General features: G+C 75.0%; 16 protein-coding genes, 3 tRNA genes and 2 pseudogenes. 14 read left to right on the forward strand and 7 right to left on the reverse strand.

Annotated elements, in window-relative coordinates; genetic code table 11:
* Positions 1 to 11 precede the first annotated feature (11 nt).
* The 6 genes from cysD (at position 12) to ACFYE3_RS00295 (ending at position 6,736) form a co-directional block, all read left to right on the forward strand.
* Entirely contained in the window at positions 12 to 944 is a 933-nt protein-coding gene (gene cysD / locus ACFYE3_RS00270) for a sulfate adenylyltransferase subunit CysD (protein WP_368830906.1), read from the forward strand.
* Positions 945 to 946: 2 nt separating this feature from the next.
* On the forward strand, positions 947 to 2,338 hold the full coding sequence (locus ACFYE3_RS00275) for a sulfate adenylyltransferase subunit 1 (protein ID WP_387605909.1): 1,392 nt from the start codon (positions 947 to 949) through the stop codon (positions 2,336 to 2,338).
* 1 nt (position 2,339) lies between these two features.
* The gene (locus ACFYE3_RS00280; RefSeq protein ID WP_387605906.1) at positions 2,340 to 3,473 is read left to right on the forward strand and encodes an ABC transporter substrate-binding protein; all 1,134 of its coding nucleotides are present in this window, start codon (positions 2,340 to 2,342) and stop codon (positions 3,471 to 3,473) included.
* Complete coding sequence (locus ACFYE3_RS00285; protein ID WP_368822084.1) at positions 3,470 to 4,249, forward strand: ABC transporter ATP-binding protein; 780 nt, start codon at positions 3,470 to 3,472, stop codon at positions 4,247 to 4,249. Before ACFYE3_RS00280 ends, ACFYE3_RS00285 begins: the two co-directional genes overlap by 4 nt.
* Positions 4,239 to 5,210, forward strand: a complete 972-nt coding sequence (locus ACFYE3_RS00290; RefSeq protein ID WP_387605904.1) for an ABC transporter permease — start codon at positions 4,239 to 4,241, stop codon at positions 5,208 to 5,210. Before ACFYE3_RS00285 ends, ACFYE3_RS00290 begins: the two co-directional genes overlap by 11 nt.
* Positions 5,211 to 5,308: 98 nt before the next feature.
* Positions 5,309 to 6,736 carry an FAD-dependent oxidoreductase gene (locus ACFYE3_RS00295; protein ID WP_387605901.1) on the forward strand — a complete coding sequence of 476 codons (1,428 nt, stop codon included), beginning with the start codon at positions 5,309 to 5,311 and terminating at the stop codon, positions 6,734 to 6,736.
* Positions 6,737 to 6,835: 99 nt separating this feature from the next.
* On the opposite strand, the gene ACFYE3_RS00300 is transcribed toward ACFYE3_RS00295, so the two are convergent.
* Positions 6,836 to 8,197 (reverse strand): D-arabinono-1,4-lactone oxidase, encoded by a 1,362-nt coding sequence (locus ACFYE3_RS00300; RefSeq protein WP_387605898.1) that lies wholly within the window; start codon positions 8,195 to 8,197, stop codon positions 6,836 to 6,838.
* 179 nt (positions 8,198 to 8,376) lie between these two features.
* Here ACFYE3_RS00300 and ACFYE3_RS00305 point away from each other — a divergent pair, with 179 nt between their 5' ends.
* A complete protein-coding gene (locus tag ACFYE3_RS00305; RefSeq protein ID WP_387605896.1) occupies positions 8,377 to 9,456 on the forward strand; it encodes a universal stress protein in 1,080 nt (359 codons plus the stop codon).
* 10 nt (positions 9,457 to 9,466) lie between these two features.
* On the opposite strand, the gene ACFYE3_RS00310 is transcribed toward ACFYE3_RS00305, so the two are convergent.
* Entirely contained in the window at positions 9,467 to 9,811 is a 345-nt protein-coding gene (locus ACFYE3_RS00310; RefSeq protein WP_387606027.1) for a metallopeptidase family protein, read from the reverse strand.
* A gap of 166 nt (positions 9,812 to 9,977) precedes the next feature.
* On the opposite strand from ACFYE3_RS00310, the gene ACFYE3_RS00315 reads away from it, so the two are divergent.
* The 6 genes from ACFYE3_RS00315 (at position 9,978) to ACFYE3_RS00340 (ending at position 11,625) form a co-directional block, all read left to right on the forward strand.
* Positions 9,978 to 10,050, forward strand: a tRNA-Glu gene (locus tag ACFYE3_RS00315).
* A 78-nt stretch (positions 10,051 to 10,128) separates the two neighbouring features.
* Positions 10,129 to 10,202: transfer RNA gene (locus ACFYE3_RS00320), tRNA-Asp, on the forward strand.
* 64 nt (positions 10,203 to 10,266) lie between these two features.
* Positions 10,267 to 10,339 (forward strand) — tRNA-Phe (locus ACFYE3_RS00325).
* A gap of 108 nt (positions 10,340 to 10,447) precedes the next feature.
* Complete coding sequence (locus ACFYE3_RS00330; protein ID WP_387605893.1) at positions 10,448 to 10,909, forward strand: hypothetical protein; 462 nt, start codon at positions 10,448 to 10,450, stop codon at positions 10,907 to 10,909.
* Between the two features lie 63 nt (positions 10,910 to 10,972).
* Entirely contained in the window at positions 10,973 to 11,131 is a 159-nt protein-coding gene (locus ACFYE3_RS00335; RefSeq protein ID WP_387605891.1) for a hypothetical protein, read from the forward strand.
* Positions 11,128 to 11,625, forward strand: coding sequence for a hypothetical protein (locus ACFYE3_RS00340; protein WP_387605890.1), 498 nt, complete (start codon positions 11,128 to 11,130; stop codon positions 11,623 to 11,625). Before ACFYE3_RS00335 ends, ACFYE3_RS00340 begins: the two co-directional genes overlap by 4 nt.
* Positions 11,626 to 11,665: 40 nt before the next feature.
* Here ACFYE3_RS00340 and ACFYE3_RS00345 read toward each other — a convergent pair whose 3' ends face one another.
* Positions 11,666 to 13,369: a glycoside hydrolase family 13 protein gene (locus ACFYE3_RS00345; RefSeq protein ID WP_387606024.1), complete on the reverse strand. Its 1,704-nt coding sequence runs from the start codon at positions 13,367 to 13,369 to the stop codon at positions 11,666 to 11,668.
* Between the two features lie 324 nt (positions 13,370 to 13,693).
* Positions 13,694 to 14,557, reverse strand: a pseudogene (locus tag ACFYE3_RS00350) (EamA family transporter); the annotation flags it as partial.
* A gap of 256 nt (positions 14,558 to 14,813) precedes the next feature.
* Here ACFYE3_RS00350 and ACFYE3_RS00355 point away from each other — a divergent pair.
* On the forward strand, positions 14,814 to 16,328 hold the full coding sequence (locus tag ACFYE3_RS00355) for a carboxylesterase family protein (RefSeq protein WP_387605888.1): 1,515 nt from the start codon (positions 14,814 to 14,816) through the stop codon (positions 16,326 to 16,328).
* Here the strand turns inward: ACFYE3_RS00355 and ACFYE3_RS00360 are convergent.
* The 3 genes and pseudogenes from ACFYE3_RS00360 to ACFYE3_RS00370 all read right to left on the reverse strand — a co-directional run.
* A pseudogene (locus tag ACFYE3_RS00360) lies at positions 16,271 to 17,221 on the reverse strand (Gfo/Idh/MocA family protein); the annotation flags it as partial. The gene ACFYE3_RS00355 and the pseudogene ACFYE3_RS00360 overlap by 58 nt on opposite strands.
* Positions 17,222 to 17,272: 51 nt before the next feature.
* On the reverse strand, positions 17,273 to 18,520 hold the full coding sequence (locus ACFYE3_RS00365) for an MFS transporter (RefSeq protein WP_387605887.1): 1,248 nt from the start codon (positions 18,518 to 18,520) through the stop codon (positions 17,273 to 17,275).
* A 12-nt stretch (positions 18,521 to 18,532) separates the two neighbouring features.
* On the reverse strand, positions 18,533 to 18,739 hold the full coding sequence (locus tag ACFYE3_RS00370) for a hypothetical protein (protein WP_387605885.1): 207 nt from the start codon (positions 18,737 to 18,739) through the stop codon (positions 18,533 to 18,535).
* Between the last annotated feature and the right edge of the window lie 404 nt (positions 18,740 to 19,143).

Genomic DNA, 19,143 nt, shown 5'->3' on the forward strand with positions numbered 1-19,143 from the left:
CGGAGGCGAACGTGACCACCCCGACCACCGCCCCGGCCCCTGCGGAGGCCGGCGTGCACAGCAGCCTCGACGCGCTCGAGGCCGAGTCCATCCACATCCTGCGCGAGGTCGTGGCGGAGTTCGACCGCCCGGCCATGCTGTTCTCCGGCGGCAAGGACTCGGTGGTCATGCTGCACCTGGCGGCCAAGGCCTTCTGGCCCGGGCGGATCCCCTTCCCGGTGCTGCACGTGGACACCGGCCACAACTTCCCGGAGGTCCTCGGCTTCCGGGACCGCACCGTGGAGCGGCTCGGTCTGCGGCTGGTCGTGGCGAGCGTGCAGGACTACCTCGACGACGGCCGGCTGCTCGAGCGCGCCGACGGCACCCGCAACCCGCTGCAGACCGTCCCGCTGCTGGACGCCATCGCGGAGCACCGGTTCGACGCCGTGTTCGGCGGCGGCCGCCGCGACGAGGACAAGGCCCGCGCGAAGGAGCGGATCCTGTCCCTGCGCGACGAGTTCGGCCAGTGGGACCCCCGCAACCAGCGCCCCGAGCTGTGGAACCTCTACAACGGCCGGCACACCCCCGGCCAGCACGTGCGGGCGTTCCCCATCAGCAACTGGACCGAGCTGGACATCTGGCGCTACATCGAGCGCGAGAACATCGAGCTGCCGCCCATCTACTACGCCCACGAGCGGGACGTCTTCCGCCGCGACGGGATGTGGATGGCCGTGGGCGAGTTCTCGGCACCGGCCGGGGCCGAGACCGTGGAGCGGCAGACGGTGCGCTACCGCACCGTGGGGGACATGTCCTGCACCGGCGCCGTGCTCTCCGCGGCGCGGACCGTGGCCGACGTGGTGGCCGAGGTCGCCGTGTCCACCCTCACCGAGCGCGGGGCCACCCGCGCGGACGACAGGATCTCCGAGGCCGCCATGGAGGACCGCAAGAAGGACGGGTACTTCTAGACATGACTTCCCCCAGCACCGTGACCGGGCACGCCCCCGCCGCCGAGCACGTCCCCACGATCGACCCCGGCTCGCTGTTCCGCTTCGCGACCGCGGGCTCCGTCGACGACGGCAAGTCCACCCTGGTGGGCCGGCTGCTCCACGACGCCAAGGCGATCCTCGCCGACCAGCTCGAGGCCGTGGGCCGCACCTCCGCCGAGCGCGGCTTCGGCGGCGGCACGGGCCGGCTCGACCTCGCGCTGCTCACCGACGGCCTGCGCGCCGAGCGGGAGCAGGGGATCACCATCGACGTGGCCTACCGCTACTTCGCCACGGACCGCCGCTCCTTCATCCTCGCCGACTGCCCCGGCCACGTGCAGTACACGAAGAACACCGTCACGGGCGCCTCGACGGCCGACGCCGTCGTGCTCCTCGTGGACGCCCGGCACGGCGTGGTCGAGCAGACCCGGCGGCACCTGGCCGTCGTGTCGCTGCTGCGCGTGCCGCACGTGGTGGTCGCCGTGAACAAGATCGACCTCGTCGACTACGACCAGGAGGTCTTCGACCGGGTCGCGGCCGACGCCACGAGCATCGCCGCCCGGCTGGGCATCGAGGACGTGCACGTGGTGCCCGTCTCCGCCCTGGAGGGCGACAACGTCGTGGAGCCCTCCGCGCGGACCCCCTGGTACTCCGGGCGGCCGCTGCTGCGGGTGCTCGAGGAGCTGCCCACGGTGGACGAGTCCGGCCGCGGCACCGCCCGCCCCTTCCGCTTCCCCGTCCAGTACGTCATCCGCCCGCAGGGCGGAACGGCGCCGGGCGCGGACGCCGAGGCGCTGCGGGACTACCGCGGCTACGCGGGCCAGATCGCCTCGGGCACCGTCGCGGTCGGGGACGAGGTCGTGGTCCTGCCCGCGGGCCGGCGCACCACCGTCACCGGCATCGACGTGGCGGGCACCGCGCCCGCCCCCGGAGCGCCCCTGCCCGGGAAGCAGCTGACGGAGGCCGCGGCGCCGCTGTCCGTGACCCTGCGGCTGGCCGACGACATCGACATCGCCCGCGGCGACCTCGTCGCGAGCGCCGACGACGAGCTGCCGGAGCCCGTCCGGGACCTCGTCGCCTCGGTGGCCTGGCTCGGCGAGCGGCCCCTGCAGCCCCGCGCCCGCGTGCTCGTCAAGCACGGCGCCGCCACGGTCCAGGCCATGGTCGTCGAGCTCGAGGGGCGGCTGGACCTCGAGGAGCTCGTGCTGCGGGACGCGGCGACCCTCGAGCTCAACGACATCGGGCGGGTCCGGCTCCGGCTGGCCTCCCCGCTGCCCGTCGACCCCTACGACCGGCTGCGGCGCACCGGCGCCTTCCTGGTCGTCGACCCGGCCACGGGCAACACGCTCGCCGCCGGGCTCGTCCGGGACGCCTGAGGTGGCTCGGCAGCAGCCGGCGGATCTCGTCACGGTAACGGCCGGGGACGGCGGCCGGCCCGCCGGCGGGCGCCGCCCGGGCTGGCCGCTGGTGCTGGTCTCCCTCGCGCTCCTGGCCGCCCTGACCGTGGCCGCCACCGTGCTGCGTGCCAACGGCACCCTCGAGGCCTGGGAGTACGCCGCGGTGGAGACCTCCGACGCCGCCGAGCTGCGGCTGGGCTACTTCGGCAACCTCACGCACGGACCCGCCCTCGTCGGGCTGGAGAACGACTACTTCGCCGAGGAGCTGGGGGGCACCGGGCTGGCCACTCAGGTCTTCAACAGCGGTCCCACGGCGGTGGAGGCCATGAACGCCGGGTCGATCGACGCCGCGTTCGTGGGCCCCAGTCCGGCGATCAACTCCTTCGTCCGCTCCCAGGGCCGTTCCCTCGCCGTGGTCGCGGGCGCCGCCTCCGGCGGGGCGCAGTTCGTGGTGCGTCCCGGGGTCACGGGTCCGGAGGACCTGGCCGGGCACACCGTCGCGAGCCCCGAGTTCGGAGGGACCCAGGACGTGGCCCTGCGTACCTGGCTCACCGAGCAGGGCTACGAGGTGGACGGCGACGGCGAGCGCGCCGTGGCGATCACCCCCATGGCCAACGGCCAGACCATCTCGATGCTGCGCCAGGGTCGCGTGGACGGCGCCTGGCTGCCCCAGCCCTGGGCCACCCGCGCCGTCCAGGACGGGGCCCGGGTCCTCGTGGACGAGCGGGACCTCTGGGCGGACGGGCGCTACCCCACGACCGTCCTGGTGGTGCGCAAGGAATACCTGGAGCGCCATCCGGAGACGGTCGAGAAGCTCGTGCGCGGACTGCAGCGGTCCGTGGACTGGCTGCACGAGCACGAGGAGGAGCCCCGCCTGCTGGCCTTCACCCTGAACCGGGGACTGGAGCGGGCGCAGACCGAGACGCTGCCCGAGGAGACGGTCGAGGGCGCCCTCGCGTCCATCGAGTGGACCACCGACCCCCTCGCGGACACCTACACCGCGCTTCTCGCCGACGGCGTCACGGCCGGGACCACGGACGACGCCCCGCTCGACGGGCTCGTGGACACCACGGCCCTCGACCGCGTCCGCCCGACCGAGGAGGGGGGCTCATGAGCACCACGACCACCACTGCGATCCGCCTGCACGGCCTCGGCAAGACCTTCGCCGCCGAGGACGGGCCCGTCCTGCAGGGCGTGGACCTCGACGTGGAGCGCGGGCAGTTCGTCGCGCTGCTCGGCGCCTCGGGCTGCGGCAAGTCGACGCTGCTGAACATCGTCGCGGGCCTCGAGGAACCGACCGAGGGCTCCGTGACCGTCCCCGCGGAGGGGGCGGCCCTGATGTTCCAGGACGCCGCGCTGTTCCCCTGGCTCACGGCGCGGCGCAACGTCGAGCTCGCCCTGGAGCTGCGCGGTGTCCCCGCCGCGCAGCGTCGGGAGCGGGCCGGGGAGCTGCTCGAGCTGGTCCGGCTGCCGCACGCGGCGGACAAGCGCCCGCACGAGCTCTCCGGCGGAATGCGCCAGCGCGTGGCCCTGGCCCGGGCCCTGGCCCAGGAGCGGGAGGTCCTGCTCATGGACGAGCCGTTCTCCGCCCTGGACGCCATCACCCGGGACCTGCTGCACGAGGAGCTGCTGCGCGTGTGGCGCGCCACCGGCCGGACGATCGTGTTCATCACCCACAACGTCGCCGAGGCCGTGCGGCTGGGCCAGCGGGTGCTGCTCATGTCCTCCCGTCCCGGGCAGGTGGTCCAGGAGTGGGACACCCGGCCGTGGAAGGACCCCGAGTCCTACGGCTTCGAGGGCAGCGCGCAGTCGCTCGACGACACCCTCGGCGAGCTGACCCGCACCATCACCGCACGTCTGCGTGAGGAGATCAGCCGCCATGCGAAATGACACCGTCGTCCCCGCCGCGCCGCCGGCGGCCCCCGGGCCCCCCGCGTCCCGGGACGCCGAGCGGCCGGTCCCCGCCCCGCCCCCGGTGCCGCACGACGACCGGGACGGCGCCGGCGAGGAGCTCGCCGGGCTCGACGCCCTGCAGACCGAGCGCACGCGCAAGACCTCGGCCGGCGAGGTGCTCCGCACCAAGGTGGCCCCGCCCCTGGTCGCCCTGGTGGCCGCGCTGCTGCTGTGGCAGCTGCTCGTCGCGCTCCTCGGCCCCCGTCCGGACGTCATGCCCGGCCCGCTGGACGTCGCGCGGCAGTTCGGCGCGCTGCTCGGCGACGGCACCGTCCTGAGCGCCCTGGGCACGAGCCTGTGGCGGGGGATCAGCGGCTTCCTGGTGGCGGCGGCGGTGGCCACGCCGCTGGGGCTGCTCATCGCCCAGTGGCGCGGACTGCGCGACGCCGTGGGCCCGATCATCTCGGGCCTGCAGGTGCTGCCGTCGATCGCGTGGGTGCCCGCCGCGATCATCTGGTTCGGTCTGTCCGACGCCACGGTGTACTTCGTGGTGCTCATGGGCGCCATCCCCTCGATCATCAACGGCATGCTCGCGGGCGTGGACCAGATCCCGCCGCAGCTGCGCCGGGCCGGGCACGTGCTCGGCGCCCGGGGGTGGACCATGGCCAGCAAGGTCGTGCTCCCCGCGGCCCTGCCCGGATACCTCGCCGGGCTCAAGCAGGGGTGGGCCTTCTCCTGGCGCTCGCTCATGGGCGCCGAGCTCATCGCCATCGGCGGCTCGATCGGCTTCGGCCTCGGCTCCCTGCTGGAGCAGGGCCGGACGGTCTCCAACATGGCGGTGGTGATGGTCGCCGTCCTGGCGATCCTCGTCGTCGGCATCCTCGTGGAGCTGCTGTTCTTCAACCCCGTGGAACGCCGGCTGCTGCGCGGGCGGGGGCTGCTCGGCCACCGGCCGTGAGCGTCCGCACCCAGGAGATTCTGCGAGAACTTCACTAATCTTGGACCCGGTCTACGTTGCGCGCGGTGCACGCCGTGCGCGCCATCGAAAGGAACCTAGTGGCTGACACCACCACCCGCCCCCTGCGCGTCGCCGTCATCGGCGCCGGCCCGGCCGGCATCTACGCCGCGGACATGCTCACCAAGTCCGAGCTCGTGAAGAACGGGCAGCTCGAGGTCAGCATCGACCTGTTCGACCGCTACCCGACGCCGTTCGGTCTCATCCGCTACGGCGTGGCCCCCGACCACCCCCGGATCAAGGGCATCATCACCGCGCTGCGCGCCATCCTGGGCCGCGGCGACATCCGCTTCTTCGGCAACGTGGAGTTCGGCCGGGACCTGACCCTCGCCGACTTCGGCGCCCACTACGACGCCGTGATCTTCGCGACCGGGGCCGTCTACGACGCCCCGCTGAACATCCCCGGCAACGACCTCAAGGGCGTGCACGGGGCCGCCGAGTTCGTGGCCTGGTACGACGGCCACCCGGACTTCCCGCGCACCTGGCCGCTCGAGGCCCGCGAGATCGCGGTCATCGGCAACGGCAACGTGGCCCTCGACGTCGCCCGCGTGCTCTCCAAGCACGCCGACGACATGCTCGTCACCGAGATCCCCGGCAACGTCTACCAGGGGCTCAAGGCGTCCCCGGTCACGGACGTGCACATCTTCGGCCGCCGCGGCCCCGCCCAAGTGAAGTTCACGCCCCTCGAGCTGCGCGAGCTCGCCAAGTCGCGGGACGTCGACATCGTCGTCTACGACGAGGACTTCCAGTACGACGAGGGCTCCGAGCGGACGATCGCCGAGAGCAACCAGGTCAAGGTGATGGTCAAGACGCTCGAGAAGTGGCGGGCCGACGACTCACCGCAGACCGCCTCCCGCCGGCTGCACCTGCACTTCCTGCAGAGCCCCCGCGAGGTGCTGGGGGAGGACGGCCGGGTCACGGGTCTGCGCATGGAGCGGACGCGTCTCAACGGCGACGGCTCCGTGTCCGGGACCGGCGAGCACGTCGACTACCCGGTGCAGGCCGTCTACCACGCGGTCGGCTACCTGGGCTCCCGGCTGCCCGAGCTGCCGTTCGACGACGGCCGCGGCGTGATCCCCAACGTGGAGGGCCGCGTCCTGGCCGAGGACGGCACCGTGCTGCACGGCCTCTACGCCACCGGGTGGATCAAGCGCGGTCCGGTGGGGCTGATCGGCGCCACCAAGTCCGACGCCCTCGAGACGGTCACCCACCTCCTGGAGGACCGCTCCGTGCTGCCGGGCGCCACCCGTCCCGACCCCGAGTCCGTCAACGACGTGCTCGAGGCCCGCGGCGTCGAGTACACCACCTGGGAGGGGTGGCTGGCCCTCGACGAGTACGAGCAGAATCTCGGCCAGTCCTCCCACGACGCCGAGGGCAACCCGCGCGAGCGCGTCAAGGTGGTGGAGCGCGAGGAGATGGTCAGCGTCTCCCGCGAGGGCGTGACGGAGCCGGTCTCCTCACCCGTCTGATCCGCGGGCCCGGCCGCCGTTCCGGGCCGCCGTGCTGAGCCGAGAGGGGCCGCGTCCTGCCGGGCGCGGCCCCTCTTGCCTGTCGGACCGTGCGCCGGGCTACAGGCCCAGCAACCCGCGGACGTGGTCGTTGAGGAACACCCCGTCCGGGTCCGCCGCCGCCCGGGCGTCGAGGAAGTCCTGGAACCGCGGGTACACCGCGTGCAGGTGCTCCGCGTCCTGTGTGTGCACGGTGCCCCAGTGCGGGCGGCCGCCGTGGGCCACGAAGATCTCCTCCGCCGCGGCGAAGACCTTGGGGTCGTACCTCCGCCAGTACTGCCGCAGCGCGATCCAGCCGGTCTCCCGACCGTGGGCGGGGGAGAGCCAGGCGTCCTCCGCCGCGGAGCAGCGCACGTCCACCGGGAGCGAGAACGAGTAGTCGCGGCGCTCGATGAGCGTCTGCAGCTCACGGAAGGCCACGACGAGCTCCTCGACGGGCAGCGCGTACTCGGAGGAGACGAACCGGGTCCGGCGCGGCACGGTGAACACCCGGAAGGAGAGGTCGCTGTACTGCCGCGGGCTGTTCGTGAGGGCGTCGAGGCGGTTGAGCCCCGGCGTGGAGCGGGGCAGGGCGGTGGCCAGCTGGTTCAGCCCCGCGGTGAGCGTGTTGCGCAGCAGGGCGTCGTCGAGCCGGCGGACGGTGCGGGCCACGGGGGAGCCGGGCCGCGTGTAGGAGTCCGGGAGCTTGTGCAGGCGCGTCAGGATCCGGGTCTGGGCGGTGGCGGTGCCCGGCGTCCAGAAGAACTGGAAGTGGTCGGCCCCGGCCATCCGGCTCCCCAGGGTGTCCACGAGCTGGCCGAGGGGTTCCTTGAGCTCGGCCGCGTGCAACCGGAACGTCGGCTCGCACACCAGGGTGACGCTCGCGATGATCCCCACGGCTCCCAGGCCCACGCGCGCGGCCTCGAACAGCTCGGGGCGCTGCTCGGCGGAGCACTCCACCAGCTCGCCCCCGGCCGTGACCAGGCTCAGGGCGACCACCTGCTGGGAGAGGGAGCCGAAGGCCAGGCCGGTCCCGTGGGTGCCGGTCGAGACGGCGCCGGCGACCGTCTGCCAGTCGTTGTCGGGCAGGTTGGTCAGGGCCAGACCGTGGGCGTCCAGCTCCTGGTTCAGGTCGCGGATCGTGGTGCCCGCGAGGACCGTGACCCGCTGGTTCTCCCGGTCGACGGCCGGCAGCCCGGAGAGCTCCGAGAGGTCGAGCAGGACGTCGGGGGCGAGGGGCAGCGCCGAGAAGCTGCACCCGGAGCCCACCGCGCGCACGCCCAGTCCGCGGCGCACGGCGGCGGCGACGCCCTCCGCGAGCTCCGGCACCGAGCTGGGGCGCAGGACGTGCCGGGGAGTGACGGAGTGCGTCCTGGCCCACGTGGCCCACTCTTTCGTCCCGGTCTCGCCGGGCAGGGCGTCGGGCAACGAGACCTCGCTCATCGGCGGGACCGTCCTTCCTCGCAGGCAGGTGCACAGTGCGCCCTCATCCTCTCATCCCGGGGGCGCTCCGGCGCCCCGCACGACCCCGTCCTGCCGCCCCGCCGCGCGTACCATCGGAGGCGAAGCCCGCGGCGGGACCGGAGCACCGCGGACCGAGGACGCGCACAGGAGGCAGCACCATGACCGACCACCCGTCCCCGGACCGGGAGCGCGAGGAGCCGCACGAGACCACGCTGGGCGAGGAAGCGGTGCGCCACCGCGTCCCCTCGGGCGGCGGGCAGAGCCGGTCCCTCGACGCCACGGGGGAGGTCGTCGTGGGCATCGACGGCTCCGAGCAGAGCCTCGGGGCCCTGCGGTGGGCGGCCCGTGAGGCGCGCCGCCGGCGCCGCCCGGTGCGGCTGGTCACCGCGTACAGCCTGCCCGTGTTCTCCGGCTCGGGGTTCGACACCGGCTACGCCACCGTGGACGAGGCGGCCCTCACCCAGGGCGTCGAGGAGCTGCTGAACCACGCGGCGGACCAGGTCCGGGACGTGGGGGTCGAGCTGCGGGCGACCGTCGAGACGGGGGACCCCTCCGGGGCCCTGCTCGAGCTGAGCCGCACCGCGGAGCTGCTGGTCCTCGGCTCCCGCGGCCGGGGCGGTCTGCTGGGCCGGCTGCTCGGCACGGTCTCCACTGCGGTGCCGGCGCACGCGAAGTGCCCCACGGGCGTGGTGCCCCTGCCGTGGGCGCAGCAGCACCTGGGCGCGGAGGAGCTCACGAGCAGCCGGGCCCTCGTGGACCGCGTGGTCGTCGGCTCGGACGGCTCCGCCCAGGCCCGGGCGGCCATGCTCTACGCCGCGGAGGAGGCGCGCCTGCTGGGCGTGCCGCTGACGGTGCTGTGCGCGCTCCCGCCCGTGAGCGGGGCGCTCGCGTGGATGCCCACGGCGGTGGACTTCGAGGCGATGTACGACGACGTCGCGCGGGCGCTGAACGGCGGCGTCGCCTGGCTCGAGAGCTGGTTCCCGGACCTGCAGATCGGCTCCGAGCTCGCGGACGGGGCGCCGGTGCAGGTGCTGGTCGAGCAGACCCGGCGCAACGGCCTGGTGGTGATGGGCACGCGCGGCCGGGGCGGGTTCGCCGGGATGCTCCTGGGCTCCACGTCGCAGGGTGTGCTGCACAACGCGGCCGGGCCCGTGCTGATCGTCCCGGACCGCTACGACGAGCGGATCGAGACCCGCAAGGACTTCGACTCCGACGACGTCCGCCCCTGGGACGCCTGAGCGGACCGGCTCAGCCCCAGCCCAGTTCGTGCAGGCGCTCGTCGTCGATGCCGAAGTGGTGGGCGACCTCGTGGATGACGGTGACCGTGATCTCCTCCACGAGCTCCTCGCGGTCCGCGCACATGCGCTGCAGCGGTCCCCGGTAGACGAAGATCCGGTCCGGCAGGGACCCGGCGCCCCAGCCGCCGTCCCGGGCGGTGAGGGGCACGCCCTCGTAGAGGCCGAGCAGCGCGGGGGAGTGCTCCGGCGGCTCCTCCTCGACGAGGATCACCACGTTGTCCATCGCCCGGAAGAGCGCGTCCGGGATCAGGTCGACGGCGTCGTCGACGGCGCCGTCGAACTCCTCGCGGGTCATCTCGATCACTCTCCCATTCCTACCGCACGAGCCCGGGCGGCGGCCGGTTCCCGAGGGGGCGGGCGTGGATTGTGCAGGATCCGCGCGAGCCTCTAAGCTGTACTCGGTTTCTCCCGTGTCACGGTCCTCGGTCGCCGAGGTCGTGGCCGTCGGCGCGGGTGTCCTGGCCCCCATCGTCTAGCGGCCTAGGACACCGCCCTTTCACGGCGGCGGCACGGGTTCGAATCCCGTTGGGGGTACGCGATCGGAGGGTCACCCGCCGATTTGCACAACCGCCGAGGAATGCTGGTAAGATCAGTCCTCGTTGGAAACAGCAAGGCCCTGTAGCGCAGCTGGTTAGCGTGCCGCCCTGTCACGGCGGAGGTCGCGGGTTCAAGTCCCGTCAGGGTCGCTCAGACGGCGTTTCATCGACACGATGCGGCGCCGTCGCGGCATATCCGCTGCGGATGTGCCGGGGCTCTGTAGCTCAGTTGGTAGAGCGTACGACTGAAAATCGTAAGGTCACCGGATCGACGCCGGTCGGAGCCACCGCGGAAACCGCCGGTCCCCCTCGTGGGGGCCGGCGGTTTTCTCGTGCCGGGGGTCGTGCTGCCGGCTGCCAGCCGACACGGAGGTTCGCTCCCTACCCTGGGAGCCGTGATCCGGTATCCCCGTCCCCCGAGCCCGCGCGGGGCAGCAACGGCCGCGCTGACCGTCCTGTGCCTGCTGGCGCTCATGGGCTGCGGCACCGGCCCGCAGACGTCCGGGCTCGTCCTCGAGCCGACGGCGGGCTCGCCCTCCCCGGCGCCGTCCGGGCCCTCCGCGGAGCCGGAGACCTGCTTCGACGTGGCGAGCGCCTACACCGCGCTGACCCTCGTGCCGCTGTCCGGCGACGAGCCGGACCCCCACTTCCGGCCGCAGGGGGCGGCCGCCTCCGTGCGGGACCTCGCCCCCCGGCTGCCCGCCGAGCTGCGCCCCGCGTTCGACGACGCCGTGGCCGCCCTGGACGCGGCAGGCCCGTCCGTGCAGCCCGCCGAGCTGGCCGAGCTGCAGCGGACGCTGGCGCCGGTCAGCCACTGGCTGCAGCGGGCGTGCGCGGAACCCACCCCCTCGGAGTGATCAGCGCCCTGCCTACACTGGGGGCAGGCCGCCGGCCCGGGGGCCGCGACGGAGGGAGCCGACATGACCGAGCACGGACGCGAGCAGGAACCGGGGCACGGACCGGTCGACGACCAGCGCGAGGACGGCGTGGTCGTCGAGCCGGGTGCCGAGCTCGACCGCGACCTGGAGCAGCAGGGGCTGGGCCCCGAGCAGACCCGCGACGAGCAGGAGCGGCCGTGACCGGGCCGGCCCGCCGGAGCGTGCTCGGACGGGCCGCGGCGACCGGTGCCGCGGCGGGGATCGCCGGCGCGGGACTGATGCTGCTGAGGGAGAAGGCCGAGCAGGCGCTCACCCGCCGCCCGGACTCCTACGTCCCGGCGCGCGCCCTGCTCACCCTGCTGGGGCGGCAGCCCGGCGACGACGAGCAGCCCGCGGGCTGGAACTCCGCCATGCACTACGGCACGGGTGCCGCCCTCGGCGCCCTGCGCGGGGTGTGGGCCGTCACCGGCATCCGGGGCCCGCACGCCAACGCCTGGCACACGGTGGTGCGGCTGGCCTTCGACCAGACCGTGGAGAACGCGACCGGCGTCGGGGCCCCGCCGGCGTCCTGGCCGGCGGGCGAGCAGGCCGTCGACGTCCTGCACAAGGCGGTGTACTCCGTGGCGACGGGCGTGCTCGCCGACCGGCTGCTCGCACCGGTGCTCGCGTCGACCCGGGGGCGCTCCAGCCACTGACCCGCCGGCCGGCCCGGCCGGTCCCGCCGGGAGGGGGCGCTCAGGCCAGGCGCCACCACACCGCCCGCTCGGGCCGCAGGGCACCGTCCAGCACGGCGTCCTGGTGGCTGAGCACGAGCGGCTCTCCCGGGGGCAGGGGCACCGGGGCGCCGCCCAGGTTCGCCGCCACGAGGACCCGCTCCCCGGCGCCGGTGGTGTTCACGAAGGAGAGCAGGCCCGTCGCGGCGTCGTGGGTCCCGTGCCAGGCGAAGGTACCGCGGCCGAGACCGAGCTCCCGGCGCACCCGGAGCGCCGTGCGGTACACCGTGTGCGTGGAGCCGGGGACCCCCACCTGCCGGTCCGCCGCGAGCTCCGCGAAGACCTCGGGCTGCGGCAGCCACGGGTCGGCCCCGAAGCCGTGGCCCGGCTCTCCCGCGGCCCAGGGCAGCGGGACACGGCAGCCGTCGCGGCCGATCTCCTCGCCCCCGGTGCGGGCGAACGCCGGGTCCTGGCGCAGCTCGGCGGGCAGGCGCGTGTGGTCGGGCAGGCCCAGCTCGTCCCCCTGGTACAGGTAGGCGGAACCGGGCAGGGCGAGCTCCACCAGGGCGGCGGCGCGGCCGCGGGCGAGACCCTGCTCGTGGTCCGGCTGCTCGCCGTCCGCGTCGATCCCCTTGGGGTAGGCGATGGGGTCGGCGAGCCCGAAGCGGGAGACGTGCCGGACGGTGTCGTGGTTGGACAGCACCCAGGTGGTCGGGGCGCCGACTCCCGCCGCCTCCCTGAGGGAGTCCTCGATGGCCCGGGACATCCGGGCCCAGTCCCACCCGGCCACCAGGAAGTCGAAGTTGAACGCCTGGTGCATCTCGTCGGAGCGGACGTACATCGCCAGCCGGTGCGCCGGTTCGACCCACGCCTCGGCCACCATCATCCGGTCGCCCTCGTACTCGGCGAGAACCCGGTGCCAGTCGCGGTAGACCTCGTGCACGCCGTCCTGGTCGAAGTAGGGGCTGCCGGTGCTCAGGGGGGTCTCCGGGGCGTCGTGCTCCCGCGCGTCGTGCTCGCCCTCGACCATGCGCACCTGGTGGTCCCAGTCCGGCAGCCCCTCGGCCTTGACGAGGCCGTGGGCCACGTCCACGCGGAAGCCGTCCGCGCCCCGGTCCAGCCAGAAGCGCAGGACCGAGCGGAACTCCTCCCACACCTCCGGGTTCTCCCAGTTGAGGTCCGGCTGGGTGCTGTCGAACAGGTGCAGGTACCACTGCCCGTCCGGCAGGCGGGTCCAGGCCTCGCCGCCGAACACGGAGCGCCAGTTGTTCGGCGGCAGCTCGCCGTGCTCGCCCCGGCCGTCCCGGAACAGGTACCGGTCCCGCTCGGGGCTGCCGGGCCCGGCCGCCACGGCGGCCCGGAACCACTCGTGCTCGCTCGAGGTGTGGTTGGGCACCAGGTCCACGATCAGCCGCATGCCCAGCTCCGCCATCCGGGCGCGCATCCGGTCGAAGTCCTCGAGGGTGCCGAAGCGGGGGTCGATGTCCCGGTAGTCGGAGACGTCGTAGCCGGCGTCGTGCTGCGGCGAGACGTAGAACGGGGACAGCCACAGGGCGTCCACGCCCAGGTCCGCGAGGTAGTCCAGCCGGTCGATGATGCCGGGGAGGTCGCCCAGGCCGTCACCGTCGGAGTCGTTGAAGGAGCGCGGATAGATCTGGTAGATCACCGCGGAGCGCCACCACTGGCCGTCCTCGGCCGTGGGGGACTGGCTGACCTGCTGCGTCATGGGCTGCTCCTCGGGTTCTTCGTCGGGGGTGTCCGGTGCGGGGTGTCCGGTGCGGGGGCTCCGGTGCCGCGGCGTCCGGTGCGGGGCGTCCCCAACCTGGTCAGTCCCCGGGGGCGGTGTCACGGCCGCCTGCACGGCGGCCGTTCGCGCCGCGGCCGGGTGCTCCACGGACCGGTGCCCCGCCGCGGGCGCCGGGGCGGACGGTATCTCGGCGGACGGTGTCTCGGCGGACGGTGCGTGGGCGGCCTGCGCCGGGGCGGTCGGGGCCTGTGCGCCGGGCGGGAGCGCGACGACGTTGGTGGGGGCGAGGGCCAGGACGACGAGCGCGGCGGCGATGACGGCCAGCCCGGTCCAGCCGGCGCCCGTCAGCCGTTCGCCGACGACGACGACGGCCAGGACCGCCGCGACAGCCGGTTCGGTCAGGGTGAGGGTGGTCGCCGTGCTCGGGCGCACCCGTGCGAGTCCCACGCCGAACAGGAAGTACCCGAGGAACATCGGCACCAGCGCCATGTACGCGGCCACGGCGAACGCCTGCCCCGAGGCCAGCAGGGGCGCCCCCGTGAGGGCGAGGACCGGGAGCAGGAGCGCCCCTCCGGCGCCGAAGACGGCGCCCATCGAGGCCGCGCGCCCCACCCCGTGGCCCATCAGCCGGTGCACCACCCACGAGTAGAGCGCGTACGTCGCCCCGGCCACCAGCCCGAGCCCGATGCCGGCGGCGGTGTCCGCGGCCGAGGCCTCGGACCCCCCGGCCCTGGACAGGCACAGCAGGGCGCTGCCGAGGACGCCGAGGAACGCGGCGCACATCCACCACCGGCTCAGGGGGCGGCGCTCGAGGAAGCGCTCCAGGACGCCCGAGGCCAGCGGCGCGGAGGCCAGGGAGACGACCGTGCCGATCGCGACGCCGCCCAGGTGCATCGAGCTGTAGAACGCGAGCGGATAGACGGCCACGGCCACGGCCCCGGCCGCCACCAGCCCGGCGCGCGAGCGCAGCGCCCGCCGCGAGCGGCGCAGCGCGGGCAGGGCGATCGCCGCCTGCAGCAGCCCGCCCACCCCCAGGGCGGCGGCCCCGATCGCCAGCGGCCCGGCGCCGGGGGCGAAGGTCGCCGCGGTCCCCGTCGTGCCCCACAGGACCGAGGTCACCAGGATCGCGGCGACGCCGAGGCCGGCGTGGCGCCCCGTGCGGCTCACGTCGCGTCCACCACGTCGTCGGCGGGCACGTCGCCGGCCGTCGAACGGGCGCGCGCGGAACCGCGGCACCGCGCCGGGCGCTGCGGGGGTGCGGTCATGGAAGGCTCCTGTCGGTCGACAGCCCAATCTACCCAGGGCGGCCGACGGATGCCGCCGGGCAGGGCGCGGTGGGGCGGGCGAGGACGACGCTCCCCGGCGCCCGCCGGGCCGAAAGCGCCGCTGACGTCCTCGGCGGGCCGCGTGGTAGAAGGAGAGCATGACCACTTCGACGTGCGCGTTCGCCCCTCCCTGCGGTCCGGTGCGCGGCCGCGTCGACGGCGACGTCGTCCGGGCGACCGGGATCCCGTACGCCACCGCCGACCGGTTCGCCGCGCCCGTCCCGGTCGCGGACCGGGAGGAGCCGTTCGACGCCACGGACCCGGCCCCGGCCTGCCCCCAGGCGCACTCGCCCTTCCTCACCGGGGTCCTCGGCGACACCCTCGCCGGGCTCCCGCAGGACGAGCACTGCCAGCGGCTGTCGGTGACCCTGCCCCTCGAGCGCACAGCGAACGAGCGTCTGCCGGTGATGGTCTGGATCCACGGCGGCTCCTACACCACGGGGGCCGGGGACGCCCCGATCATGGATCCCCGGCCCCTGGTCGCCGAGCAGCGCGTCGTGGTCGTGAACGTCACCTACCGGCTGGGACTGTTCGGCTACCTCGGCGCGGGCCGGGACCGCCCCGCCAACCTCGGTCTGCTCGACCAGCTCGAGGCGCTGGGCTGGGTGCGGCGCAACATCGCGGCCTTCGGCGGCGACCCGGACCGGGTGACCGTGTTCGGCCAGTCCGCCGGCGGCGACGCCGTGGCCCACCTCATGGCCGTCCCCGGCGCGGAGCTGCTGTTCCGCCGGGCCATCCTGCAGAGCCCTCCGCTGGGCATCGCCCGCGGCCGGGCGGCGATGACCGCGGCGATGGCGGCCGCGGCCGGGGCCGTCACCGCCGGGACGCCGGCCGCCGAGGTGGTGGCCCTGCAGGCCGAGGTCGAGGCCGGCGCGTCCTCCTTCGGGCTCCGGGGCCGGATGCCGTTCGGCACCCAGTACGGGCACCACCCCCTGCCCGACGAGGAGGGCGTCGAGGCGGCCTGGGACCGGGTGGCCCCGCACATCGACGTCCTCATCGGCCACACCCGCGAGGAGGCCCGGCTGTACCTGCCCACGCTGCCCGCTCTGCACCAGGTCACCCGGCTCCCGCTGATCGGCCCGGTGCTCCGCCGGGCGGTCGTGGGGCACGTGACCGCGGCCGTCCACGCCCGGGCCGTCCGCCGGTTCGCCGCCCGGCACGCCCGGGCCGGCGGCAGCGCCCACGCCTACGTGCTCACCTGGGGCGCGCCGGGCAGCCCGTACGGATCCGCCCACACGGTCGACCTCCCGCTGCTGTTCGGCGACGAGGCCGCGTGGGCCGGTACCGGGCTGCTCGCCGGGGCCCGGTGGGAGGACGTCCAGGCCCACGGCCGGCGCCTCCGGCGGCTGTGGGCCGACTTCGCCCGCGGCGTGCCGCTGGGGGACGCCGGGGGCGTCCCCGGCGTCCTGCGCTACCGGGCGGCCGGGGGCGCACGGCTCCCCGGCCGCGTCCTCGGCGCGGTGCGCCGCGCTCAGGGGGCGGCGGGCACCTCCCGCGCCCCCGTGCGGGCGCTGCGCCGGGCGGCGTCCAGCACCGCGGCGACGGCCACGGCGTCCCAGGGGTCCACCGGGACCTCGCCGCCGCCGAGCAGCCACCGGGCCACGGCCCGGTAGAAGTCGGCGGGCTCGCCGGGCGCGGTGGGCACGGGGTCGCCCCCGCTGCCGTGGACGAGCAGGCCCGTCATCCCCTCCCCGGGGTCCAGGGGGTCGAAGGGCGCGGGGCTGTCGTCGTGCCCGGGAACGAGGAAGGCACCGGCCGAGCCGAGCACCCTGGTCCGCGGACCCGGCGCTCCCACGAGGCTCCCGGCCCACAGATGGCTGATCGTGCCCGAGGCGTGGTCCAGGGCCAGGAAGACGTCGTCCTCGGCCGGGGTCGTCAGGGCGCGCAGCTCGGCCCGCACCGCGGCCACCGGCCCGAACAGCTGGATCGCCGCGTCCACCAGGTGCGGACCGAGGTCCAGCAGCAGTCCGCCGCCCTGGCCGACCGCGTTCTCCCGCCACCGGTCCTTGGGCACCGGGCGCCACCGCTCCCAGCGGCGCTCGAACCGGTGCACGTCCCCGAGGTGCCCCTCGGCGAGCACCCGGGCCAGGGTCAGCTGCTCGCTGTCCCAGCGCCGGTTGTGGAAGACCGTCAGGGGTGTCCCGGTCTCCTCGGCACGGCGGACCACGGCCGCCGCGCCCTCGTGGTCCAGGGCCAGCGGCTTGTCGACCACCACGGGGATCCCCGCCTCCAGGCCGGCCAGCGCGTGCTCCACGTGCAGCCCGGTGGGGGAGGCGACGACCAGCACGTCGGGCCGCGCGTGCTCCAGCAGGCCGGTCAGGTCCCGGTGCACCTGCACCCCCGGCCAGTCGGCGCCCGCGCGGGACGCCCGCTCCGGGTTGCCGGTGACGACGTCGGTGACCCGGCCGCCGGCCCGCCGCAGCAGGTCTCCGTGGAAGTCCCGCCCGGCCATGCCGTATCCGACCAGTCCGGCGGTGAGCACTCGTCCTGCACCCTGTTCGGTCATGCGGTCACGATAGTCCCTCCGTGCCGTGCCGTGCCGTGCCGTGCGGTGCCGCTACGCCTCGCCGGTGCCCGCGATCTCGTCGTCGACGAAGCGGGGCGCCGCCGCGACGCCGCCGGCGACGACGAGGAGCGCCGCGGTGGCCATCAGCAGCAGCAGGGGGGCGGTCCAGCTGCCGGTGGCCTCGTGCAGGGCGCCGACGGCGAAGGGCCCGGCCGCCGCGAGCAGATAGCCCACCGGCTGGGTGAACCCGGACAGCTGCGCGGTGACCCGGGGGTCCCGGGACCGGGCCGTGAGCAGGGCCAGGGCGGTGGGGAACGCGAAGCCGCCCACCCCCAGCAGCAGGGCCCAGGCCCAGGGGGCGGTGGCGGGCGCCAGGAGCAGCCCGAGGTAGCCGGCGACCATGCAGGCGCCCAGGCCCACGATCCACCGCCGCAGGTGCGGTGAGCGGGCCACGAGGACGGGCATCAGGAGTCCGCCCGGAATGCCCATGGCGGCGATGAGGGCGGCCATCAGTCCCGCCTGGGCCTGGCCCAGGCCGCCGTCGCGGTAGATCTGGGCCACCCAGCCGAACTGGACGTAGGCGTGCATCGACTGGATGCCGAAGTAGACGCACAGCGCCACGGCGGTGCGGGAGCGCAGGATCGAGGTGGTGCGCCCGGCGCCCAGGGCGCGGCCCGGGGCCGTGGCGGGCTCCCGCCGGTCGCGGACGGTGACGAGGACCCACGGGACCACGGCGGCCAGGGCCACGAGGCCCCACAGGCCCAGTGCGGCCCGCCACCCGTCGGGTCCGCGTGCGGCCAGCGGCCCGGCCGCCAGCAGGGGCAGCGTGGCGCCGACGGCCAGGCCGGTCGTGTAGAGGGAGTTCAGCGCCGCCGTGCGCCGGCCCCCGTGGCGCTTGATGAAGGCCGGCACCAGGATGTTGCCGACGGCCATGCCGGCGAAGCCCAGCACGGTCAGGCCCAGGAACACCGGCACCGACCCGGTGACCGACCGGGCCAGCAGCCCGACGGCCACCAGCACGAGACCAGCGGTGACGGCACCGCTGATCCCGGTCCTGCGCGACAGCGCGGCCGCGCACGCCCCCGCCGCGGCGAACGTGAGCCCGGGCAGGGCGGTCAGCACCCCGGCCATCGTGGGGCTCAGCCCCAGCCCCTGCTGCACCTCCGCGAGGACGGGTCCCACGGAGGTGGCCCCGGGGCGGAGGTTGATCGCCACGACCAGCACCGCGAGCACCACCAGCCACCCCGGCACCCGGGGCGAGGAGGGGGAGCGGTCAGGGGACGGGGTGGACTGGCGCACCGGCCCGTTCTATCACGGAGCGCGCTCGGTCCCAGGACGGGACGGCGAGCGCGGACCCTGCCGGGCGGTGTCCCGCAGCGTCAGGGCGGTGTCGACCAGGGCGGCGTGGGTGAGGACCTGCGGGAAGTTGCCCAGGTGCTCCCCGGTGGCCGGGTCCACCTCCTCCCCGTAGAGGCCCAGGACGGTGGAGCGCTCGAGCAGCTCCTCGAACAGTGCCACGGCCTCGGGACGGCGACCGGTGGTCGCCAGGGCCTGGACGAGCCAGAACGAGCACGGCAGGAAAGCTCCTTCCCCGCCGGGCAGCCCGTCCCGGCCGGGGGACAGCGGTGGAGCAGCGGCCCCCGGCCGGCGGCTCGGTCCGGATGGCGTCCACGGTGGCGCGCGCCCGCGAAGCCCAGGGCGAAGCCCTGGCCGGCGACCAGGTGCAGGAACTCCCCGACGACCCGGGCCCGGTCGGGGTCGCCGGTCATCAGCGTGCCCGGCACCAGGGGCAGGACCAGGCGGGTGAAGCCGTCCATCTGCGCGGCGATCAGCACCACGGTCAGCGCGCTGGTGGACGGGCAACGACTCAGGCCCCGGGCGCATCGTGCGCCGGGGCCTGAGTCGTGTCTGCCGTCAGTGGT

Origin of the sequence: Kocuria arenosa (assembly GCF_042879215.1) — a bacterium.
Taxonomy (GTDB): domain Bacteria; phylum Actinomycetota; class Actinomycetes; order Actinomycetales; family Micrococcaceae; genus Kocuria; species Kocuria arenosa.

Bases quoted from the DNA above. Each gene is read 5' to 3' on its own strand.
- ACFYE3_RS00305 (WP_387605896.1), top strand. From the start codon at position 8,377: ATGACCGACCACCCGTCCCCGGACCGGGAGCGCGAGGAGCCGCACGAG.
- ACFYE3_RS00300 (WP_387605898.1), bottom strand. From the start codon at position 8,197: ATGAGCGAGGTCTCGTTGCCCGACGCCCTGCCCGGCGAGACCGGGACG.
- ACFYE3_RS00285 (WP_368822084.1), top strand. From the start codon at position 3,470: ATGAGCACCACGACCACCACTGCGATCCGCCTGCACGGCCTCGGCAAG.
- ACFYE3_RS00290 (WP_387605904.1), top strand. From the start codon at position 4,239: ATGCGAAATGACACCGTCGTCCCCGCCGCGCCGCCGGCGGCCCCCGGG.
- ACFYE3_RS00275 (WP_387605909.1), top strand. From the start codon at position 947: ATGACTTCCCCCAGCACCGTGACCGGGCACGCCCCCGCCGCCGAGCAC.
- ACFYE3_RS00355 (WP_387605888.1), top strand. From the start codon at position 14,814: ATGACCACTTCGACGTGCGCGTTCGCCCCTCCCTGCGGTCCGGTGCGC.
- ACFYE3_RS00310 (WP_387606027.1), bottom strand. From the start codon at position 9,811: ATGACCCGCGAGGAGTTCGACGGCGCCGTCGACGACGCCGTCGACCTG.
- ACFYE3_RS00345 (WP_387606024.1), bottom strand. From the start codon at position 13,369: ATGACGCAGCAGGTCAGCCAGTCCCCCACGGCCGAGGACGGCCAGTGG.
- ACFYE3_RS00335 (WP_387605891.1), top strand. From the start codon at position 10,973: ATGACCGAGCACGGACGCGAGCAGGAACCGGGGCACGGACCGGTCGAC.